20 protein-coding genes are annotated in these 21,041 nt (G+C 59.0%); 5 read left to right on the forward strand and 15 right to left on the reverse strand.

The window, feature by feature from the left end:
- Positions 1–2: 2 nt before the first annotated feature.
- The 11 genes from kdpC to ACOH1Z_RS09285 form a co-directional block, all read right to left on the reverse strand.
- Positions 3–611: a potassium-transporting ATPase subunit KdpC gene (gene kdpC, locus ACOH1Z_RS09235; protein WP_449648145.1), complete on the reverse strand. Its 609-nt coding sequence runs from the start codon at positions 609–611 to the stop codon at positions 3–5.
- A gap of 30 nt (positions 612–641) precedes the next feature.
- A complete protein-coding gene (gene kdpB / locus ACOH1Z_RS09240; protein ID WP_449648146.1) occupies positions 642–2,813 on the reverse strand; it encodes a potassium-transporting ATPase subunit KdpB in 2,172 nt (723 codons plus the stop codon).
- A gap of 2 nt (positions 2,814–2,815) precedes the next feature.
- Positions 2,816–4,489 carry a potassium-transporting ATPase subunit KdpA gene (gene kdpA / locus ACOH1Z_RS09245; RefSeq protein WP_449648147.1) on the reverse strand — a complete coding sequence of 558 codons (1,674 nt, stop codon included), beginning with the start codon at positions 4,487–4,489 and terminating at the stop codon, positions 2,816–2,818.
- A 1-nt stretch (position 4,490) separates the two neighbouring features.
- Entirely contained in the window at positions 4,491–4,580 is a 90-nt protein-coding gene (locus ACOH1Z_RS09250; RefSeq protein WP_449648148.1) for a potassium-transporting ATPase subunit F, read from the reverse strand.
- 1,146 nt (positions 4,581–5,726) lie between these two features.
- A complete protein-coding gene (locus ACOH1Z_RS09255) occupies positions 5,727–6,572 on the reverse strand; it encodes a hypothetical protein (protein WP_449648149.1) in 846 nt (281 codons plus the stop codon).
- Positions 6,569–7,585 (reverse strand): TerC family protein, encoded by a 1,017-nt coding sequence (locus ACOH1Z_RS09260; RefSeq protein WP_449648150.1) that lies wholly within the window; start codon positions 7,583–7,585, stop codon positions 6,569–6,571. Before ACOH1Z_RS09260 ends, ACOH1Z_RS09255 begins: the two co-directional genes overlap by 4 nt.
- 752 nt (positions 7,586–8,337) lie before the next feature.
- The gene (locus ACOH1Z_RS09265) at positions 8,338–9,702 is read right to left on the reverse strand and encodes a hypothetical protein (protein WP_449648151.1); all 1,365 of its coding nucleotides are present in this window, start codon (positions 9,700–9,702) and stop codon (positions 8,338–8,340) included.
- A 15-nt stretch (positions 9,703–9,717) separates the two neighbouring features.
- The gene (locus ACOH1Z_RS09270; protein WP_449648152.1) at positions 9,718–10,716 is read right to left on the reverse strand and encodes an Rv1681 family radical SAM protein; all 999 of its coding nucleotides are present in this window, start codon (positions 10,714–10,716) and stop codon (positions 9,718–9,720) included.
- Between the two features lie 5 nt (positions 10,717–10,721).
- Positions 10,722–11,531 (reverse strand): Rv1680 family SBP-like protein, encoded by an 810-nt coding sequence (locus tag ACOH1Z_RS09275; RefSeq protein WP_449648153.1) that lies wholly within the window; start codon positions 11,529–11,531, stop codon positions 10,722–10,724.
- Positions 11,532–11,545: 14 nt separating this feature from the next.
- Positions 11,546–11,908 carry an Rv1678 family membrane protein gene (locus tag ACOH1Z_RS09280; protein ID WP_449648154.1) on the reverse strand — a complete coding sequence of 121 codons (363 nt, stop codon included), beginning with the start codon at positions 11,906–11,908 and terminating at the stop codon, positions 11,546–11,548.
- On the reverse strand, positions 11,905–12,441 hold the full coding sequence (locus tag ACOH1Z_RS09285) for a DoxX family protein (RefSeq protein ID WP_449648155.1): 537 nt from the start codon (positions 12,439–12,441) through the stop codon (positions 11,905–11,907). The genes ACOH1Z_RS09280 and ACOH1Z_RS09285 overlap by 4 nt, the downstream gene beginning before the upstream one ends.
- 168 nt (positions 12,442–12,609) lie before the next feature.
- Here ACOH1Z_RS09285 and ACOH1Z_RS09290 point away from each other — a divergent pair, with 168 nt between their 5' ends.
- The 3 genes from ACOH1Z_RS09290 (at position 12,610) to ACOH1Z_RS09300 (ending at position 15,935) form a co-directional block, all read left to right on the forward strand.
- Positions 12,610–13,980, forward strand: coding sequence for an MFS transporter (locus ACOH1Z_RS09290; protein ID WP_449648156.1), 1,371 nt, complete (start codon positions 12,610–12,612; stop codon positions 13,978–13,980).
- A 66-nt stretch (positions 13,981–14,046) separates the two neighbouring features.
- A complete protein-coding gene (locus ACOH1Z_RS09295; protein WP_449648157.1) occupies positions 14,047–14,766 on the forward strand; it encodes a response regulator in 720 nt (239 codons plus the stop codon).
- 8 nt (positions 14,767–14,774) lie between these two features.
- Positions 14,775–15,935: a sensor histidine kinase gene (locus ACOH1Z_RS09300; RefSeq protein ID WP_449648158.1), complete on the forward strand. Its 1,161-nt coding sequence runs from the start codon at positions 14,775–14,777 to the stop codon at positions 15,933–15,935.
- On the opposite strand, the gene ACOH1Z_RS09305 is transcribed toward ACOH1Z_RS09300, so the two are convergent.
- From ACOH1Z_RS09305 to ACOH1Z_RS09320, 4 genes are read right to left on the reverse strand one after another with little or no spacing between them, the layout of a single operon-like run.
- A complete protein-coding gene (locus ACOH1Z_RS09305; protein WP_449648159.1) occupies positions 15,932–16,588 on the reverse strand; it encodes a TIGR04282 family arsenosugar biosynthesis glycosyltransferase in 657 nt (218 codons plus the stop codon). The genes ACOH1Z_RS09300 and ACOH1Z_RS09305 overlap by 4 nt on opposite strands.
- Positions 16,585–17,292 (reverse strand): glycosyltransferase family 2 protein, encoded by a 708-nt coding sequence (locus ACOH1Z_RS09310; protein ID WP_449648160.1) that lies wholly within the window; start codon positions 17,290–17,292, stop codon positions 16,585–16,587. The genes ACOH1Z_RS09305 and ACOH1Z_RS09310 overlap by 4 nt, the downstream gene beginning before the upstream one ends.
- Before the next feature lie 5 nt (positions 17,293–17,297).
- Positions 17,298–18,356, reverse strand: coding sequence for an NAD-dependent epimerase/dehydratase family protein (locus ACOH1Z_RS09315; protein WP_449648161.1), 1,059 nt, complete (start codon positions 18,354–18,356; stop codon positions 17,298–17,300).
- The gene (locus ACOH1Z_RS09320; protein ID WP_449648162.1) at positions 18,353–19,156 is read right to left on the reverse strand and encodes an MTAP family purine nucleoside phosphorylase; all 804 of its coding nucleotides are present in this window, start codon (positions 19,154–19,156) and stop codon (positions 18,353–18,355) included. The genes ACOH1Z_RS09315 and ACOH1Z_RS09320 overlap by 4 nt, the downstream gene beginning before the upstream one ends.
- A gap of 146 nt (positions 19,157–19,302) precedes the next feature.
- Here ACOH1Z_RS09320 and ACOH1Z_RS09325 point away from each other — a divergent pair, with 146 nt between their 5' ends.
- Positions 19,303–19,767 (forward strand): carbohydrate-binding domain-containing protein, encoded by a 465-nt coding sequence (locus tag ACOH1Z_RS09325; protein ID WP_449648163.1) that lies wholly within the window; start codon positions 19,303–19,305, stop codon positions 19,765–19,767.
- On the forward strand, positions 19,736–20,521 hold the full coding sequence (locus ACOH1Z_RS09330; RefSeq protein WP_449648164.1) for a DUF427 domain-containing protein: 786 nt from the start codon (positions 19,736–19,738) through the stop codon (positions 20,519–20,521). Before ACOH1Z_RS09325 ends, ACOH1Z_RS09330 begins: the two co-directional genes overlap by 32 nt.
- Positions 20,522–21,041: the final 520 nt, after the last annotated feature.

The raw sequence follows: 21,041 nt of genomic DNA on the forward strand, positions 1-21,041 counted from the left end.
GACTAACCTCCGAGCGCGTCGAGCATGATATTGAGCTGGAGAACGTTGACGGTCGGTTCTCCCATGTATCCCATATCCCTGTTCTGGATCTTACTCTGCACGAGTCTTTCCACTTCCGACTCTGGGATGTTTCGGTCCGCGGCTACACGGGAAACCTGCAGCAGGGCGTAGGCAGGGCTGATGTGTGGGTCTAAACCAGAGCTTGAGGCAGTGAGTGCGTCTGCCGGGATGTCTATCCCAGCTACCGCGTCGAACGCGGAAATTTGAGACCGGCGTTCTTTAATCGCCGCGATCAGATCGGGGTTTTCTGGGCCCCAGTTTGAACCGCTTGACGCAGCCGCGTCGTATCCGTCTCCTGCCGCTGATGGCCGAGGTTGAAAGTACTGGGGCAGTGGCTCGCCGTCAGCGTCGGTGAACGATTGGCCGATAAGCGCTGAGCCCACTGGAGTGCCGTCGACGGTCAGGATGCTGCCATTGGCTTGACTGGGGAGCACGAGTTGGCCGATGCCGGTCATAGCTAGGGGGTAGACGATGCCGAGCACGACTGTGAGAACGATCAGTGCACGAGCCGCCACCCATAATTGCCGGAGGCCTGTTCGGGAGGAAGACATAACTTTCTGCTTTCTTGAGACGTAGTGTCGTTAAAATCCGGGAATCAAAGTAACGACAAGGTCGATGAACTTGATGCCGATGAAGGGTGCCAACACACCGCCGACGCCGTAGAGCCAGAGATTGCGGCTGAGGATTCGGGATGCGCTGAGTGGGCGGTACTTGACTCCACGCAGAGCGAGGGGGATCAATATCACAATCACAATCGCGTTAAAGATGATCGCCGACATCACTGCGGAGGCCGCGGAGTGAAGCCCCATAATATTCAGCACAGCTAACCCCGGGAACACTCCGGCGAACATAGCGGGGATGATCGCGAAGTATTTGGCGATGTCGTTGGCGATCGAGAACGTCGTCAGCGCACCTCGGGTGATGAGCAATTGCTTGCCTATTCGAACGATGTCGATGAGTTTGGTGGGGTCTGAGTCGAGATCCACCATGTTGCCGGCCTCTTTCGCCGCAGAGGTTCCTGTGTTCATAGCCACGCCGACATCCGCCTGAGCAAGCGCCGGTGCATCGTTGGTGCCGTCACCGGTCATGGCGACAAGGTTGCCGCCCTCCTGTTCGCGACGGATGAGCGCGAGCTTGTCCTCGGGGGTGGCCTCTGAGAGGAAGTCATCCACTCCAGCCTCTGCGGCGATGGCCTTAGCGGTCAACGGGTTGTCGCCGGTGATCATCACCGTTCGGATACCCATGGCGCGCATTTCGGCGAATCGTTCCCTCAGGCCGTCTTTGACGATGTCTTTGAGGTGGACTACTCCCAGAATGCGTGCCATTTCACCGGGAACCTTGATAGCAACCACGAGCGGCGTTCCTCCACTCTGCGATATGCGCTCCACGTGATGCTGGAGGTTGGCAATGACTGAGGAAGCGAGACGGGTCTCCTCCTCAATCCAGGCGATCACCGCGGAGCCGGCACCCTTTCGCAGTTGCGTGCCGTCAAGCCGATCGAGCCCGCTCATGCGCGTTTGTGCGGTGAACGGCACGGCATCGCCAGCGGACGAGTCCCAAACGTGCACGTCCCGTGCCGTGGCGAGATCGACAATCGACTTGCCCTCTGGGGTGGGGTCTGCAAGAGATGCCTCTGTGGAAACCTTCATGAGCTCGATCACATCAACACCATTGAGTGGAACGAACTCGCTTGCCTGGCGGTTGCCGTAGGTGATGGTTCCGGTCTTATCCAACAACAGGGTTGTTACATCACCCGCGGCTTCCACAGCCCGCCCAGACATCGCCAACACATTGTGTTGCACTAACCGGTCCATGCCGGCGATACCGATGGCAGAAAGCAGCGCGCCGATCGTGGTCGGGATTAGACATACAAGCAACGCGATGAGGACGGGCAGTGAGACCTGAGTTCCGACGGCGGAGGCAATCGGATTGATCGTGAGAGTGACCACAACGAACACGATGGAGAGGCTCGCGAGAAGCACGTTGAGGGCGATCTCGTTCGGGGTTTTCTGGCGAGATGCTCCCTCGACCAAGCTGATCATCCGGTCGACGAAGGTCTCACCCGGCTTAGAGGTGATCCGAACGACGATGCGGTCGGAGAGAACACGGGTGCCACCCGTCACGGCACTGCGGTCGCCTCCAGATTCGCGCACAACGGGTGCTGATTCTCCGGTGATTGCAGACTCATCTATGGAAGCGATGCCCCAGATGATGTCCCCGTCGCCAGGCACGAGCTGCCCGGCGGTGATGACGACGACATCCCCGAGACTGAGATCCGCAGAAGAAAACTCCTCCAGCTCGCCGTTCGTGGCATCGGGGTCTCCAATCGCGTCGTAGGTGCCAACCCGGAACGCGCTAGTGCTGGTGCGGGTTGAGCGGAGACTTTCTGCTTGAGCTTTTCCGCGACCTTCGGCCACGGATTCGGCAAGGTTGGCGAAGAGCACGGTCAGCCACAGCCATAGGGCGATTCCAGCGGAGAAGGTAGAGGGGATGGAAGAGCCGCCCGAGAGCACTGGGCCTCCAAGGAACGGCTCTGCGAACGCGAATACCGTGGTGAACACGGCGCCGACTTCCACGATGAACATGACGGGGTTCCGCCACATTTGTCGAGGATCGAGCTTGGTGAAAGCGCCGGGGATAGCGGCGACGAGAGCAGCCAAGTTGAATGCCGAGCCTCGCTTCGTAAGGTTACTTCTCTTTGCACCCTCCGGTGGTGTGCGTAACGGGGAGGTATGGGCGGTAGTGGCGGACATGGTTATAAGAGTCCTTCTGCGAGAGGGCCGAGCGTGAGGGCTGGGAAGAAGGTGAGGGCGGTCACGACGACCGTCACACCGATGAGGAGACCGATGAACTGCGGTCGATGAGTGGGGAGCGTCCCAACGGTGACCGGGACCTTGTCTTGAGCGGCAAGAGATCCGGCGAGCGCCAACACGAACACGATCGGCAAGAACCTTCCTAGGAGCATTGCGACGCCGAGCGCTGTGTTCAACCACGGCGTGTTCGCGGTCAACCCGGCGAATGCAGACCCATTGTTGTTCGACGCGGAGGTGAAGGCGTAGAGCACCTCAGACAGACCGTGGTTTCCTTGGTTCCAGACTGAGGTAGTCATCACGTCTTCTCGAATGCCAGGAATCGCGAAGCTTAGTGCGGTTCCGGTTAAGACGAGAGTTGGCATGATGAGGATGTAAAGGCTCGCGAGTTTGATCTCCTTTGGGCCGATCTTCTTCCCGAGGTACTCAGGTGTGCGACCCACCAGCAAGCCGGCGACGAATACCGTGATCACTGCGAGGATCAGTAGCCCGTAAAGACCGGAGCCGACTCCGCCGGGAGCAACTTCGCCCAGCATCATGTTGAGCATCGGAATCATTCCGCCGAATGCTGTATACGAGTCATGCATCGAGTTCACGGCGCCAGTAGACGTGAGCGTGCTCGTGGTGCCGAACAAGGTTGAGCCAAAAATGCCGAACCGCTGTTCTTTGCCTTCCAGGGCAGCGCCAGCTAGTTGCGGGGCAGTGCCCATTCCTGCCCGTTCGAGCCACGTCAGGATGGTGAACGAGACGATGTAGAAGATGCCCATCACGCTCAGGATTGCGTACCCCTGCTTGTTGCTACCGATCATCCGACCGAACGTTCGTGGCAGGGAGAATGGGATCACGAGCATAAGAACGCTCTGGAACAAGCTTGTCCAGGCGGTGGGGTTCTCGAAGGGGTGAGAGGAGTTGGCGTTGAAGAACCCGCCGCCATTGGTACCGAGCAGCTTGATCACTTCTTGCGACGCGGTTGGGCCTCCGGGGATATTCTGTGAGCCTCCGCCCAACGTGGTGATCTCCGTGAAGCCATTGAAATTTTGGATTACGCCGCCGGCGATCAGGATGATCGCTCCGACGACTGAGATCGGCAGTAGCAAGCGAAATGTTCCGCGCGTTATGTCAACCCAGAAGTTGCCGATCGTGCCGGAGCGGCTGCGTGCGAATCCACGCACTAGGGCGATCGCTATCGCGATGCCCACGGCTGCCGAGACGAAATTCTGTACCGCGAGTCCTGACATCTGGACGACGTAGCCCAGCGTCACGTCCGGCGAGTAAGACTGCCAGTTTGTGTTCGTGACAAAGGATGCCGCCGTGTTGAAGGAAAGACCCTCTGGTACAGCAGGAAATCCGAGTGAATACGGCAGGAGGGTTTGCGTGCGCTGGAGTAGATACACAATGAGCACACTGACAACAGAGAACGCGAGCACGCCCCGGAGGTATGCCTGCCAAGTCTGTTCTTTGGAAGAATCCACTCCGATTGCCCTGTAGAGGCCGCGCTCCACCTTCAAGTCTTTACTCGAGGTATAGATGCGCGCCATGTAGTCGCCAAGTGGTCGGTACAGGGCCGTCAGGATCAGAGCGAGCGTGGCGAACTGAAGAATGGCAAAAAGAACTTCCATGTCAGAAACGCTCCGGCTTCACGAGGGCGTACACGAGGTACGCGACGGCAGCGATGCCGAGTACGGCAGCGAGGAGAGAGAAGAAGATCACAGTCGTTCCGCTCCCTTGGCGATGAGGCCGACGATTACGAAAACGGCGATAATGCCGAGAACGTAGAAAAGGTCAAGCACGAAAACTCCTCAGAGAGGCAGTGGCGTGGTTCCCGATCGGGTAACACGGTGGTCGGAGGTATTCCCGGGTCACAAACCCACACAACACCACGGGAGCGTGTGTCGCGATGGTTCCTCACGGAACCCATACGGATAAACACACGAAACTAACAAGATCCTTACGGATGACGGTTTCGACAATGCCGACGCGGCTGGAGTCACGGCTGATCGCTGGGGCACGTCAATAGCTCAACAGATCGGCACTCTCGAACGTCTGCTCTCCGACGAGCGAGTATCCAGCTGCATTGGCTGTCGCAGTGGAAGCTGCAGACGGCAGCGGCCTGAGGAGATGCTGGATGGAGTGTTCAAGTGCTGGCGAAGTAGTAAAGGCTGACGAGCAACAGTGGAGTACCGATTACGCCGCTGTACCGGAAGACGAAGTCGCCACCCTACAAGCGCGATGCGCAAGCTCGGATCATCAGCAGCACGTGCCTAAAGACCAAACTGCGCAAGCAGCACCCGCCAAGCAGCTTGGCCGCACCTAGCGACTTACTTGGGTTGCCAATAAACCGTTTCATGACCGAGGCTCCACACCAACGAGAGCGGCTGGATATCTTGGAATAGTCCTCTCGGAATCTCCATTGGCCGGAACGATTCTGAGATAGTTGCCTCGTGCCTATGTCGCCCCGTCACCGGGCCTAATTTCGAAACAACTTTCGGGCAACTCCCGGTGCAGCTGGGCGTCAAGCCCATCAACGGTGAAGGAGTACCTGCTCGCGGGCCGGCTTGCGGGCATACTGGAGCGTTCCATGCGAGTCGGACCGCGGATGACTGATGGCATTCAGATAGACCGGGGGTTTCGGGGGGATTATCGGTCGGTCCCGAGCGGCCGTCGATACGAGCGTCACCGAGTTCGTGACCGCTCGCAAGACACCACCGCAGAAATCAACCCCGGCGTCGACGCCCTCGCGGCGGGTGAGACCCAGGGATTCTCACTAACTCGAACGGCGGAATCCAGGAACTCACCTTTATCGCGCGGGTCGGCTGCCCTCACGCCGCGATCGGGTTTGGCGGGACGCTCGTCGCCTCAACGCCCGAGGAGATCGTCCAGCCCTGGGAGAGTAAAGCCGGACCCGAATTCGCTCAGTTGACTGCCCAATCCCGTGATGCTCTCGCTCGCTCCAGCGGTGAGTCCCTCCACACTCCCGGTGAGCCCTTCGACCCCGCCGGTGAGCGTTTCGAGATTGATCCCGCTAGCTAGAGCTTCGAAATCAACGCCGAAACTCGCTGCCTGCTCAAGTAGCGGGCCCGCGATGGAGCTGACGATGGCACCGCCTGCGACGACGGTCAGCAGTCCGCCAGCAGCGAGACCTGCACCCATAGCGGCTCCACCGAGCGCGACCCCTCCGGCTAGACCGGGCCCGGATCTCGACTTGGTACTTCCCGCACGGGCGAGGAGGCCGCGTAGTAGACCAGGGTGGCCTGCTTCTGTGCGGGCTGCGGTTCGGGCGAGGTCATCCGGTTTCGAGCTACGGGGATGCTCGTGCGTTGGCAATTCCGCACGCATCCGCTGGTCTATCTGCTCGCGCTGGGATGGGTTGAGCCGCTGGAACGCTTCGCGATGCACCTGTTCGATCTGGTGTGGATCCGCCGTGTTCAGCAGGTAGTCGTAGCGGGCAATTGCTGCTCGGTCGGTTTCGCTTACCTGCGGGGTCGAAGAAACTTTGGTCGCGGAGGCTTCAGTGGATCTGGGGCGAGAACCGCTATTGGGTTCGCTCCGTCGTGTTTGCTTGCCGTCACCGACGAGGGCGTCTCTGGCCTGCCGGACGGCCTCACGCCAATCGGTCGCACTACCATTTCCGGATCCGCCTGAAGAGGCTGGCGGGTTGAGGGCCTTTCGGGCGAGGTCGGTGAATTTTGAGAACATGCTCATTTCGTGGGTTCCTTTCGAGCTACGGAGTCGATGGTCGGTGCAGGGCCGGAGCGTGTGCCGCGCGTTTTGATGAGGCTAGCGACGGTAGCGACGGTGATCGTCGCAGAGATGAAGATGAGCGAGAACGAGATCGGGATCTCCGGAACCCAGAGCAATGGCTCCCCACCATTGATGAACTGTAGTTCGTTGACATGCAGTGCATGGAAAACGAGCTTGACGCCGATAAACGCGAGGATGACGGCGAGCCCTTGGGCGAGGTAAATGAGGCGTTCCAGAAGCCCGCCGATGAGGAAGAAAAGCTGCCGCAACCCCATCAGTGCGAAGGCGTTCGCTGTGAACACGATGTATGCCTCGTTGGTGAGCCCGTAGATTGCGGGGATGGAGTCGACAGCGAAAATTAGATCGACAAAGCCGATGGCAACGATCGTTAGAAGCATCGGGGTGACAAACCGTTTGCCGTCTTTGACGACGGTGAGCTTGTCTCCGTGGTAGTCGTCGGTCACCGAAAGGTGGCGGCGAACGAAACGCATGAAGCTGTTATTCGCGGGGTCGGTCTCGTGGCTAGAGAAGGCCTGCCGGTAGGCCAGAAATAGCAGCAGAGCGCCGAAGATGTAGAAGATCCAAGAGAGATTCTCTATGAGAGCCGCGCCGACCGCAATAAAACCGCCGCGGAGGATGAGGGCGATGATGATACCGATCAGCAAGACTTTCTGCTGGTAGATCTTGGGCACCGCGAACGCGCTCATCACTAGGAGGAAGACGAAGAGATTGTCGATCGAGAGGGCCTTCTCGGTTAGGTAGCCGGCGAAGTATTCCCCACCGAATGTCCATCCCGAGACCCAGCCGATACCGACGCCGAACAGCATGGCGAGAGCGATATAGAACGCTGACCACCGGGCCGATTCGCCGATCGTCGGTTCGTGAGGCTTACGAACATGCGCGAAGAACTCGAAGACGAAGAACGCGATCGTCACTGCGATCGTGATCAACCAAACCAGGGGTGTGACTTGCACTGAGAGCTCCAAGAGGATAGGCGTAAATGCGCCAAGGTCTCCTCCGCACCGACCGGAACAGGTCGGAACCGGCGGCCCGGAATGCAATGATGCATTCGTATTGACGAGCCGACCGCAGTCGGGAGTACTCCCCTTGTGTTCCTCGACTATACAATATGAGTCGCAAATTACCGAACTGAAGCTTCCCCGGGTGCGTGATTGCCCAAGACCTCGGTGCCGTCTCCCCCGCCTCGAGGTGCCGGAACGGGACGATGAGAAGCGACAATGCAAAGGCGAGACTGCCCGCAGCCCATTCCGGAAAGCCCCGCGTTGTGAACACCGGCCCTAACCAGGCATCGACGGCCGGCTTGGTGACAGCTCTGAGCGCAACGGTGCACCCGGTGATGCCGAGCTGCGCATTCGCGGCATAGTCGGAAACGGCTATGAGCCATCCGAGCACCGTTCCGACGGTCACGGTGACGGTCATCGACACACCTACACCGCCCAGAAGGGTTCCAGTGGACTCACGGATCAGCTGCTCGGCGACGAATCTCACGAGCAGACCTGTGACCGTGATGCGCGGTTGTGCCCGGGAGAGTGTGAACGACGTCCGCTTCGTGACGACGAGTGCCCGAGCCGCGAAGTGACCATGGCCGTAATAATCGCCAACGCCTTTCGATAGAGTCGAAGCGAGCAGAGAATCTGCAGAATGCTTCGCGTTGCTGAGAAAACACCTGCTCGAAACGGTCCCTCAGAACCCAGCAACGATCAGCTCACCATCCCGTAAACAGGAGGTGTTGCACGAGCAGCGCGAAGATCAGTTGGGTCGCGAAGATTCCTTGACGGAGGTGTGGAGGGATCCACGCGGTGGCAATCAGGATCCAGGGCACGAAGGGGAGCCAGATTCGTTCAACTTCTCCTTTGCTCATTCCCGAGAGATCGGCGAGCAGCACGGCCGTTAGTGCTGCCGCGGCGAGCCACACCACGACCCGGTCCTCGGCTACTTTTTTCTTCCAGTGGCGTAGCTCGCAAACAGTCGAGGTGATGGCCGTACCCAAGACTGGGCCGGCGTTAATCGCGAGAGCAGCAATGTTTGCCCAGACCCAGTATTCAAATGGTCGACGGCTCGCAATGCCATCCCAGTAACGGTCCACTATCACGGGGTATGCCTCCCACCAGGCAAAACCAGCCACGGCGAACGCGACCGCAACCAGCGCAGCTGAGGCGAAAGCCCACGGTAACGGCCTCCAATTCTTCGCCACAACAAGGACCGCGATCGCGAGCACCCCGATCAAGATCAGTCCGTATGACAAGAAGATGCAGAAGCCCAAAACGAGTCCAGAGGCCACGCCCCATGCGGCAGTCGCGCGCCGCGATTTCGCGGAGGTGGCCAGCGTCAGCAGGCACAACCCCCAAGCAGCGAATGCCGCAAACATGCCATCGGCAGACACCGCCATCCAGATCGCTGCGGGGCCAGCTACGAGAAACGGGGCAGCAACACGCGCGTGTGGCTCCGCACCCAACTGACGTAGCGACACAAGAACAGCAACCGGCACCGAAGCTCCAAGCACAATGACGATGATGCCCACAGGTAGCCACCACCCGAGCCCCCACTGCACCAACGCCCAAAAGAACAACAGTGCGCCGGGCGGATGGCCCGCAACATGCGTCGGCCAGTTGTCAGTGGAGTCGAGAGGGATGCGCGAAATGTATTCCTGGAGCATCCCGCCAACGTCGGTGACGGCGCGCGCGACGGGGAGGTATTCATGGCCGCTGTTAAGAATCGCCCCCAACCCCGAGGGGCCATCAACGAGAGCGAGGCTCGCCAACCACAGTAGTGAAGCTGCGAAGCTTGCCACCAATAGTTTCTTCCACGGCAATCGCGCGGACGCAGCGCCTCCCCAGCGGATGAGAACAATCGCAAGAATAACCGCGGGAATAGTTCCGGGCCCGACGTGGGGCAGCCACAGAGCGTGCAGAGGGGGAAAGTGGTTCGCGTAAACATCCCACCCAGTGAGGGCAGGGATAGAAATTGCAAGAGCTATCAGCACAATTGCTGCAGCCAAACCCCATGGTGCTGTTGACCGGGGGCGCGAAAAAAGTGGGCGTCGTTCCGGCCTCACCGTGTTGTCACGCATCCGATCAGCCAGTAATTATGCGCAGGGGAACCAAGCCGCAGCAGCGTCAGCTCTCATCCGGTGTTCGATGAATTCTGCTCGCACCTGATCGATTGCGTTCTTGAGCGGAAAAATTTGTCGCGTGACCAGCTGATCATCATGGTCCGCGGCCACCGGATGCCAATAAACACCGTCTGCTGTGATGGTCACTTCGGGAATAAGGGTCTCAACTGTTAGCTCGAGCCCTGATTCTGAGACCCCGCGGTGGGCAAGCGCACGAATCACCTGATCTTCACGCGCAATACCGATCGAATCAAGGAACGCGTGAAACGGCTCAAGTTCATGGATCTGCTCCGCGGGAAGAGTCGCGGCAACCTTCACCCGGAACCCTTCCTCATGAGCGATTCGGATGCCGTTAACTGCGCGCTGCCATGAACGCTTACCGCGGTGGCTGTCATGCACTTCGGGAGTGCCGGAGTCGAGACTAATTTGCAGAATTACCCGCTCCCGGTCCATTGCTCGCAATCGTTCTAATCGGTGACCCTGAAAGAGCATTCCGTTGGTCAGAAGGGTCGTTGGGAGGTGCGTTGCGCAGGCCGCAACCACCTCATCGATGTCGGGCAACAGGAATGGTTCGCCGCCAGTAAGGATCAGCTCCTTCACCCCAGCCTCTACCGCTTCCGCAGCGAGCTGCGTAACACGGTCAACGCCCAACGCGCGCCGTTCCGTTTGTGGAGACGATCGCACACAGCAGTAATCGCAGGCCAAGTTGCAGTCGAAGTTGGTGTACATCCATAGTCGTGTGCCGGGCAGTTGATCGGGATCGATCCCGGCGAGAGGGTCGGGTGCCCGACCGTGTCGCACAATCGCCTCGTCGGCGGTCGCTGAAACAAGTTCGTTTCCGGTGCGCTGGCACCATGAGGTGATGGTGACGGTGGCCGCAGTGAGGTCTGCTTCATTGCCGCTCAGCGCCACCGTGAACGTCGCGCCAGTCGGCACCGTCTTGGAGCGCTCGACTAGATCCAGTACAAGCATCGCGTTTACCATCGTGGCGTAATTCCTTGCTTCTCGACGGCGTCAAACAGCGACTTATATCCTTCAAGCTTTGGCAAGACCCACTGAGTGAGGCCCTCCATCTCGAGGATGGGGCGATGTGCCGGATTCTCCCAATCCATCGCCAACAAGCGGTCAACCCACGGCTGAACCCGCTCATCAGTGAGGGTGTCAAGAGCAGTGAAGTTGCAATGGCTGTACGTCGGAGATTGCCAGAAGACGTCAAAGGCGCCGGGCATCAGCTGGTCGCGCCCAATGGCCTCCCACGTGTTGATGCCGACCGCTGCGGCATCCGCTTGGTCATCGAGAACTGCGCGAAGGGCGTCGAGTTCGCTGCGGCCCGTATCGCCATGCTTGCCGACATCACTATTGATGCGCAGAAGATCCACGTCGTCTTCAGTAAGACCTGCTTCGGCCAGAAAATGCACGGGAAGAATAGCCGCTTGGGCAGAATCCTTCGAGCCAAGCGCGAGTCGGCGACCCCGCAGGCTCTCGAGGTCTTTCATGCCTGCACCAGCCCGAGCCACAAACATCGTCTGAAAAACAGTGTCAGTATCGCGAGTGGCAAGCGCCACACAGTGGCCTTCGGTTTGTGCCACCGTGCGTACCCACGCCAAGTTTGTGTTCCACGCGATGTCAATAGTGCCGCCGATGAGGGCATCAACCTGCCGGCCATAGTTCGAGAATAGGATGAAATCCATTGGGGTATCGGTATCGGCGAAGTAATCACGGATACCTTCCCAAATTGTCACGACGTTCGGCGTGTATGCGACGGCACCAATGAGTAACGGTTTCACAGCGGAGTTTCCTTTCACAGCGTGGATGATGAGCGATTGGCGAGCCAGATACTCACCAATCCAAGACCGAGACCGCCGAATAACGCAACTGTGGAGGCGTCGCCGGCGAGAAAATTGATTGATTGACCAAGCTGGAATAGCTGAACCACGGCGGCAAGGCCGAAAGCGGCGCCCGCTATCAGGCCCAGAACGGGTCGTTTCAGCACGCCGCCAAGAATCGCGATAATTCCCAGAACTGCCAACACTGCAACACTGCCGCCCCGCACATGGATGAGGTTGAAGGGTGCACCCAGTGGAGCAGCAACGACAAAAATGAGACTCACGATGGCCACCGCGCCCAGTACTATCGTGGCCATGTGATTGCGGTGCTCGCTCATGATGCCCTCACCAACATTCGAGCGAGTGGTCGTTTCGAGACCAACCAGCTAGGACGTAGGAGGCCATCAATCCCGAAGTGTCGACCAGCAGCAGTAGCAAACAGCACAACGTGAGCCAACAGCATTAGGTAGTACGACCAGTGCCACTCGTTCGGCGTGTTCAGCACAGAAAGAGTGATCGCGATTGTCTGCGCGATGCCAATCAGAGCCCACAGTCGAGTCGCGAATCCGATGAGCAGGAACGCTCCCAGCGCAGTTTCAGCAAGCAGCACGCCCCATCCGAAGATTTCGATATTGGGGAGAAAGATCGTCTCAACGAACCAGGAGTAAGGGGTGAACACTGGGTCGTCGACGGCGTGTGTCGCCCAAAAGTAAAGCCCTTTATCGGCTTCGCGCCCGAAATCGGGGGGAACTTTCCAGGCTGCATTCTGCATCCACAGCACCGCGATTCCGATTCGTAGGAGCGCTAACGATGCGCCAGCAAAGCGCGGCTCTGCGCCATGCTCCACACGCCCCATTGCTGTCGCATTCATGGAAATCCTTTCCGGTGCGTCTATTCAACTCTTAAGGGGGCGCTTTGCGGTGTGATATTTCCTTACGGAGTTCTTACGGTTGAGTCAGAACCACCTCACCGTTGGATGCCGCTCCATATGCTCATCGCGGGTCGAACCGCGGCTCGCTGTCGCTTAAGGGAGAAGAACATGGCGTCTCGATTAGATGCAACGGCGTGGAGGCCAATCCACAGCCGCATTGCAGTCGCGTTAGGTATCGGGTGGATGCTTGATGCCTTTGAAGTTCAAATAATCGGATCAGTGATTCCGGGCATTCAGAAAGAGTTCATGCTCGATAGCGCTCAATCGGTGTGGATCAATATTGTGTGGTTTGGCGGGATCGCCCTTGGGGCTCTCCTGTTCGGCTACTTGGCGGATCGGATCGGTCGAAAGCGCCTCTTTGTCGCGACTCTCATCCTCTATTCCATTGCCGCTATCGCTACGGCGACAGCTCAGGACTTCACACTATTCATCCTGTTTCGCTTCATCACAGCGCTGGGCGTTGGTGGCGAATATTCGGCGGTAACCTCAGCGATCTCGGAGTTCACCCCAGCCCGCAACCGCGGACGCAGCAATGGACTTGTAATGAGCTTTTGGGCTGTTGGCGGAATTTTGGCGAGTTTCGTCTCGATCGTGATCATCTCGACCCTTAATCTGACGTGGCGCTACACCCTGCTCTTCGGTGTGGTTAGCGCGCTCTATGGCCTCCTCGCGCGCAGGCTTATTCCTGAGTCCCCACGGTGGCTTGCCGCCCAGGGCAGGCTGAAAGAAGCGGACGAAGTCGTCACCAGCATCACGGGAGTATCTAGCCCGAATGGCTACGTTGAGCTCGCTGGCGGCTCCACAGGCAAGTCGCGCCTCCACGAACTGTGGGCGCACTACCGGGGGCGCCTACTCTTCGGAATGGCGCTCGACTTCTCTGAAGCCGCTGGATATTACGGTCTCTTTACTGCCATGAGTATCCTCGTTTTTTCCGCATCAACTGGTGCAGTTCCTGTGGACGATGGTTCTCTGCCGTACTACTTCCTCATCGCCAACTTCGGGGCGCTCGCGGGCGGGATCCTCGTTTCGTTTGCTCTCGACAAGATTGGTCGAAAACCTACCGTCACGTTCTCGTACTCTCTTGCTGCGGTCAGCATGATCGGATGCGCGCTCGCCGCCGCTACTGGCTCAGTTCCGGTCGTTGTGACTACGTTCACAATCGCTGCTTTCTTCGCCACCTGTGCGTGGGTTTCTGCTTACCCTACGTTCTCAGAACTGTTCCCGACGCATCTGCGCGCGACGGGAATCGGTGCAGTTATCGCGGTTGGACGTATTGGCGCGATCATCGGCCAAGTCGTGCTTGCTGTCGCTGCCACAGCGTGGGGGATCGGCGTGATGTTCAGCATCCTGGGGCTTTTCTGGCTCATCGGTGCGGCCGCTGGAGCAGTCTGGTGGAAGTTCGGCACTGAGGCTCGAGGGGTCAGCCTAGAAGCCCTTTCTCCCGGAGAAAAGGTCAGCGTCTCAAGAATGACAGAGTGAAGACGGTTGGGGCTGTCAGCGTGTGAAGCCCTATCGCGCTGGCAACCCCGACCGTATTCTTATGATGTGAGTACACCAGCAGCCGTGACCCGGCAAAACCGCGAGCGTGCGGATCGTCGGGTTCTGGTAGTTGAAGATGACCCAACGGTGCTTGAAGTTACGAGCACCTACCTTCGAGCGGCCGGCTTCATCGTCAACACTGCGATTGATGGCTTTGGTGCGCTTGAAGCTGCGGAACAGTTTCATCCCGATCTCATCGTGCTAGACCGGATGCTGCCGGGGATCGATGGGTCTGAAGTGTGCCGGCGCCTCCGCGGCCGCAGCGACGTGCCCATCATTTTACTCACCGCAATGGGTGCACCGGATGAGCGGATTACCGGACTCGAAGCGGGTGCAGACGACTACATCTCGAAACCGTTCTCGCCGCGAGAGTTGGTGCTAAGGGTGCAATCCATTCTGCGCCGCAGCGTTAGCGAGTACACGCCAGAGGCAGCATTCACTCTTGGCGATTTCACGCTCGACACAGCCGCGCACAGCATTGTGCGTGCTGATGCGGAGTTAGCGCTTACAGTGCGCGAGTTCGACCTCCTCGCGTTTTTGTTGAAGCATCCCCGGCAAGCGTTTAGCCGTGAACAACTCCTTAAGTCGGTGTGGGGCTGGGAATTCGGCGACCTCTCGACTGTGACAGTCACTGTGCGCCGCCTTCGCGAAAAGATCGAAAATGATCCCACTCATCCAACAATTCTTGCAACCGTATGGGGCGTCGGATACCGCCTCAGCTTGTAGGTGACGCCATGATCGCCTTCTCGGACCTCCTCGTGATTATCGGGATCGCTATTACCTGTGGCGCGGCCGTTGGCGCCTTGGGGATGCTTGCGCTGTGGTTCACTCGTCGCTCACCGATCTGGGCGCAACTGTGGGTCATCGTATTCTCAACGATCGCATCGATGGTTGCTGGGATGATGGCTGCTGCTAATGCGATGTACGTTTCTGCGCACGATCTCCAAGTGTTGTTGTATATCGCCGGGCTGGCCGCGCTGTCCTCTCTGGGAGTTGCCTTCGCGCTTGGTCGATCATTCTCACGAAACAGCCGCCGCCTCCTGGAGTATGCGCGGGCGATGAGCGAGAACAGATCGGTGCAACTGCCTTCGGGTCGCAACGGCAGTCCCGAGTTCTTCGAGCTCGAGGTCGAGTTGGCGTCGGCTAACTCTCGGCTCAACGAGGCGCGTGCCAGGCTCAATGCGCTCGATGCATCCCGGCGCGAATTCTTTGCATGGATCTCCCACGATCTCCGCACTCCGCTCGCCGGACTGCGAGCAATGACTGAAGCTCTCGACGACCAGCTCGCGGACGATCCGAAACGGTTTCACCGTCAGATGCTTTCTCAAGTGGATCAGCTTTCGGCGATGGTCGACGATTTGTTTGAGCTCTCCAAAATTCAGTCGGGCACGTTGACCTTGAACGTTCAGCCCGTGTCGCTCTACGATCTGGTCAGCGATGCGGTTGCTGAACTTAGCCCGGTCGCCCGAGCCCGTTCTGTGACGATTGCAGAAGTTCTCCGAGCTGATTCGACGGTAGCAGGAGATCCGCGAGAACTATCGCGAGTGGTGGGTAACCTCCTGATGAATGCGATTCAACACTCACCGCCGGGCACAGAAATCCGTATCGCGACCCTCCGAGGGCCAGACAACGATGCTGTCTTGACCATCGAGGATGCCGGAGGTGGGATCCCCGAAAACGACCTCCCGAATATTTTCGAAGCTGGCTGGCGCGGTACTGCGTCACGAACCCCGGAGCGTGAGTGGTCGAACTCGTCAAGCTCTGGTGCAGGTTTGGGGCTTGCGATCGTGCATGGAATTATTGCGGCCCATCGAGGCGAAGTTTCGGTGCGGAACGTCCCTGGCGGCTGCCGGTTCGATGTCACCTTGCCGCTGCACGAACCGGTGGCTGCTTAGAGCCCTGATGCCTGCATCGTTGCCAGAAGTTGTGCGAACTGAGTGTGGGGTGCCGACTTCGCAACAGCGATCGCATCCGAATAAGTATCAACATCGTTAAGCGGGTCGAGTAGCCCTACTCGCAGCCCCGCGTCTCGCAGCCGGCCTAGTTGACTCTCCCCTGTCTGAGCGGTTGACATGGGGATGCCCCGAATCAAGTCACCACGCGGTTCGCGCATCCCGATTGCCCAAAATCCACCATCTGGGGCAAGGCCGAGCCACGCATCTACGTTGTCTGGCCATGCGTCGCTGGCGGGCTCGAGCAGCGCAGCAGTGAGCTGAGGTGTATCCATGCCGATCAGAAGCGTCGGGCCGGTGCACTGATCAAAGATTGACGCTAGTCGCTCATCGAGACCGCCCGATGATTGGGCAATCACCTCTAGATCGGCGGCAGATTCTGGTACGTTGGCGCCCTGAAAGTAGAGGATGCGACGACCGGCCCGAACCTTCGCGGTTGCCGCAATCGTGTCGTCGATGCAGGCTGCGGCAAGGCTGGCGGCTTGGGCGAGGCTCAGCGGAGGATTCAGGCGGGTTTTGGTGTGACCGGCGAGTGGCTCTTTCGCAATGATCACCAGTGTTAAGAGAGGGCGTGAGTTGGCGGCCCTGGATGTCATGGTTTGGACCTGGCTGAGTGTGGGTTGCTGTGGCGCAATGAGCGTTCGGCTGCAAGGAGGCGTGACATGTCGCGCACAGCCGTTACCGTGCCAAGGACAGTGCCGGTGACTTTGGAACGACCAACGCGAGGCGAGTACGGCACATCAATCTCGAGAACGCGCCAACCGGCCGCGTTGCCTCGTAGTAGCGTCTCCAAAGGGTAGCCACTGCGGCGGTCTTGTAGATCGAGTGCGAGCATGGCGGTCCGGCGAGCGGCCCGCATCGGCCCGAGGTCATGAAGGGGAATCCCGGTGGTTTGCCGCATTAGTGTGGCGAGTGCGGCGTTCGCGATTCTGGCGTGTACTGGCCATGCGCGTACATTGGTGGGTCGCCTGCGCCCCAAGACCAAGTCACTTGTGTCGTTGAGAATCTGGGCGGTGAGGAGGGGTAGGTCGGCTGGGTCCATGGAGGAGTCGGCGTCGCAGAAGGTGACGATGGGTGCCGTTGCTGCGAGTAACCCAGCGTGGGCGGCTGATCCAAAGCCGCGCCGAGGTTCGGTGATGACGGTAGCGCCGTGCGAGCGAGCGATTTCGGCTGAGCGATCAGTTGAACCGTTATCGACAACAATGGCGTGAAACCCTTCGGGTAGACGGCTGAGAACCCACGGCAATGACTGTTCCTCGTTGAGGCACGGAAAGATTACGTCGACTTGTGGAGCGCCCACCAACATCACCTTTTCGGCGCGGCAGGCCGTAGCGGCGCGGTCGCGAACTCCCGCATTCCGTCCTCGAACGACACTGACGGCGACCATCCAAGTTCGGTTCGCAACCGCAGGGATGACGCAGTGATGTGGCGCACGTCCCCAAGTCGATATTCGCCAGTGACGATGGGCGTGCGGCCGCCGGAATGGGTGCTGAGTTGTTCAGCTAGGTCGCCGATTGTGTGCACGGTTCCGCTTCCAACGTTGAACGCCCTGAATGTCCCGGCAATGCTGCGGGAACTCCACTCAAGCGCTGAAACATTCGCAGACGCTACATCGCGCACATGAACAAAGTCGCGCCGTTGCATTCCATCCTCAAAGACGTGGGGTGCTTCGCCGCGTTCGATTGCACTGCGAAAGAGTGACGCAACACCCGCATACGGGGTGTTGTGTGGCATGCCTGGTCCGTAGACATTGTGGTAGCGAAGGGCGGCGGCAACACCACCGGTTGCTCGCGCCCACGCGCTGGCAAGGTTCTCTTGTGCAAGCTTGCTTGCCGCGTACACGTTTCGTGGGTCGAGTGAAGAATCTTCGTCGATGAGGTCGGGAACGAGGTGTTCCCCATCCGGTCCGAGCGGATCGAATTTGCCGGCATCGAGGTCGACCGCACGTCGTGGCGCTGGGCGCTGAAGCCCAGCGGGGGAGTGGTAGGCGCCCTCGCCGTATACAACCATCGAACTTGCCAGTACTAGTTGACCTATCGAAGCGCGGGCCATCGCCGCCAGGAGCGTCGCCGTGCCGAGGTCGTTCGAGCTGATGTAGTCGGGCGCATCGTCGAAGTTCACGCCCAATCCCACTTTGGCCGCCTGATGGGTGACCGCGTCGATTCCTTCGAGCGCGGCTCGGACGGTTTCGCCATCACGCACGTCACCGTGCACAAATTCGATGTCATCGGAAAATGAGGGAGCGCTGCCATGCACGTCGTCGCGCAGTGAATCAAGCACTCGAACCTGCCATCCAGCGTGGAGCGCGGATTGCACGACGGCTGACCCGATGAATCCGGCACCGCCCGTCACCAACAACCTCATTGCGGAACCCTTGCGAGCACAGCGTCGACTGCGGCGGGAGCGATGAGTTCGACTGCCGCGTAGTCATCGTCGATTCGGGCAATAATTTTTTCGATCACACGGATGATTCGTGGCTGAGCCTCCTTGAGGCGAGCGAAAACCAGCTCAGCACTCAATTGTTCGTCAGACACTGTTGCGTCGTTATCCGTGATGTAGGCCAGATTGACGGTGCCAATGTTCAGCTCAGCTGCAAGCGGAACTTCGGGATATAGCGTCATGTTTACGAGGTGGCCGCCCATGTTGCGGAACCAGTGTGACTCGGCGCGCGTCGAAAATCGCGGCCCCTGAATGACCACGACGGTGCCCTCGGAGATCACTTCGTCGCCCGCAGCAGCGACGGCTAACGCGTGAAGGGTCGGACAAAACGGGTCGGAGGAGGCCAGATGTTGCACGCTGTCACGGTCATAGAAAGTCGCGGCCCGGCCCTGCGTTCGGTCGATGTATTGGTCGGTGAGAACGAGCGAGCCAACGGGAAAACTCGGATGCACGGCACCAACGGCAGCTGTTGAAACGATTGCTCGTACTCCAACTGAACCAAGAGCCCAGATGTTGGCTCGGTAGTTGATGAGGTGTGGTGCGACGGAATGGTCACTGCCATGGCGCGGTAGGAAAACTACCTTGCGCTTGCTCAGCTCGCCAAAGGTCAGGGTTGCCGGTCCGTAGGGTGTTTCGACTTCTTGCTGCGTCGCGCTGTCAGGGTCGAACAGCGAGTACAGGCCGGATCCGCCGATGACAGCAAGTGATGCGCGTAATGTGGTCACATTTCAGTTTCGCCTGCAGCGCACCAATCTGGCGGAAATTTCACAAAGCTGTCACTGCTTCGTAAGGTGCGGATTGAAACGATCGTCGCGTCTGATGTACTGAGCTGCTGACTCCTCCGGGCGCACCAGCCGAAAGTCCCATATTCGTGTGGGCTTTCGTCGTTGAGAAACACTTTCGCTCGCTATCTGCGATCATCCTCATTACCCTGGCCCTCGTGTTCTACACCATCGGGGTGTGGAGCGAGCGGGTGCAGAAGGTGCTCAAGCCGTGGCGCGTGGCGCTCGTGCCCGATGGCGCTGAAATCTCTAGCTCAACGAGCGCTGCGTTCGCGGTCGTTAACGCCGAAGACCTGGTCGTCTTATTCAGCGGAACCAACGCGCTTTCCTCCACGGAAAACGGCGCCGACTTCAACGCCGCTCTCTATAGCAACGCCGACCTCACCCTTAGTCCGAGGCCCCAAAGCTGCAGCGGTTGCCGTCAGCGTTCACCCCAGTGGCGCTCGTGGGTGGCAATCGCTTTTTTGTTGTCGCTCACCGGCGACAGTGGCAGGCTGAAGCCACTGACGAAAGAGAGCGCTGATGAACGACTATCCCGAGATGCTTTCCGCTAAGAACCTTATCCAGCCTGTTCCGCGTCGCATTCGCGACTATTTCGCGGGCGAGCTGGTCTTCGACACGACCGCAGCGCTGTACGTGTGGGAGTGGGCGCCGTATCCGCAGTTCTACATCCCGCTCGCCGATGTGGAGTCCGAGTTCCTTGATGAGGAAGTGCAGGAGAGCCATGAGACTCGCGGCAGCTATCACCTCAAGGGTCTCGCAGTGGGGGAGCGCGAGCATCCGGCCGCAGCCAAGGTTTACGTCGGCGATGGGCTTGAGGGGCTTGCCGACATGGTGCGCTTCGAGTGGGATGCTCTCGACTCCTGGTTCGAAGAAGACGAGCAGGTCTTCGTGCACCCTCGCAATCCTTATACGCGAGTGGATGCCATCCGCTCGACTCGCACAGTGCGCGTTGAACTCGCCGGGGTTGTTCTCGCCGAATCGTCGTCTCCTGTCATGGTTTACGAAACGGGTTTGCCGACGAGGTATTACCTCAATCGCACGGAGGTGAATTTCGAACACCTCGTGCCCCAGGACACCGTCACCGAGTGCCCCTACAAGGGAAAAACCACCGATTACTGGTCGGTGAAGGTGGGCGGCACAGTGCACGACGATCTGGCATGGTCGTATTCTTTCCCCACGCGCCAGCTGCTGCCCATCGCCGGGCTCGTCGCGTTTTACAACGAGAAGGTCGACGTCTTCATCGACGGCGTCGAACTCCCTCGGGCCAAGACGCACTTTTTCCCGTCGAACTCCACTGACGAGTAGGTCAATGGATGTCGCGGGCTGGCTGCTTCGCTCGTGGCTTCCCGCACGATCCTGACGGCTCCGAGCTCAGTGTTTTAGAGTCCACATTGTTGCGACACGCCCGGGATGTGGGCGGTGTTGGCGAGGGGGCTGGAATGCACGTAATGTTTCCTCTTGTCACCCCAAAGGTGCGGAAGTCCCGGGCAGTTCTGCTGCTAGGTTTCCGGCCTCAAGTGGGGGCCACCATCCTCTAAATCTGTTATAGTTTTAGTCTGGTCGGGTCACGGAATTCCTCTTGTAGGTTTCGTTATCTGGTCGTCGGATGTATTCCCGCTTTTTGCGTGTGTTGATTGGTTTTTTGGGGCCGTTCTGGTTCGGAATTGCGGATTTGACAGACTCGCTGAAGCTGGTAAGTTAGACAGGTTGCCTTCCGCTTTCGGTGGAGGTTGCCAACACAGGTTTGAAAGCCCTGGGGTGAAGCCGTTTTGCGGTGGAGGTCAGGAGCGTCCGATCCTTGAGAACTCAACAGCGTGCACAATGT

It is taken from the genome of Rhodoglobus sp. (assembly GCF_053580035.1).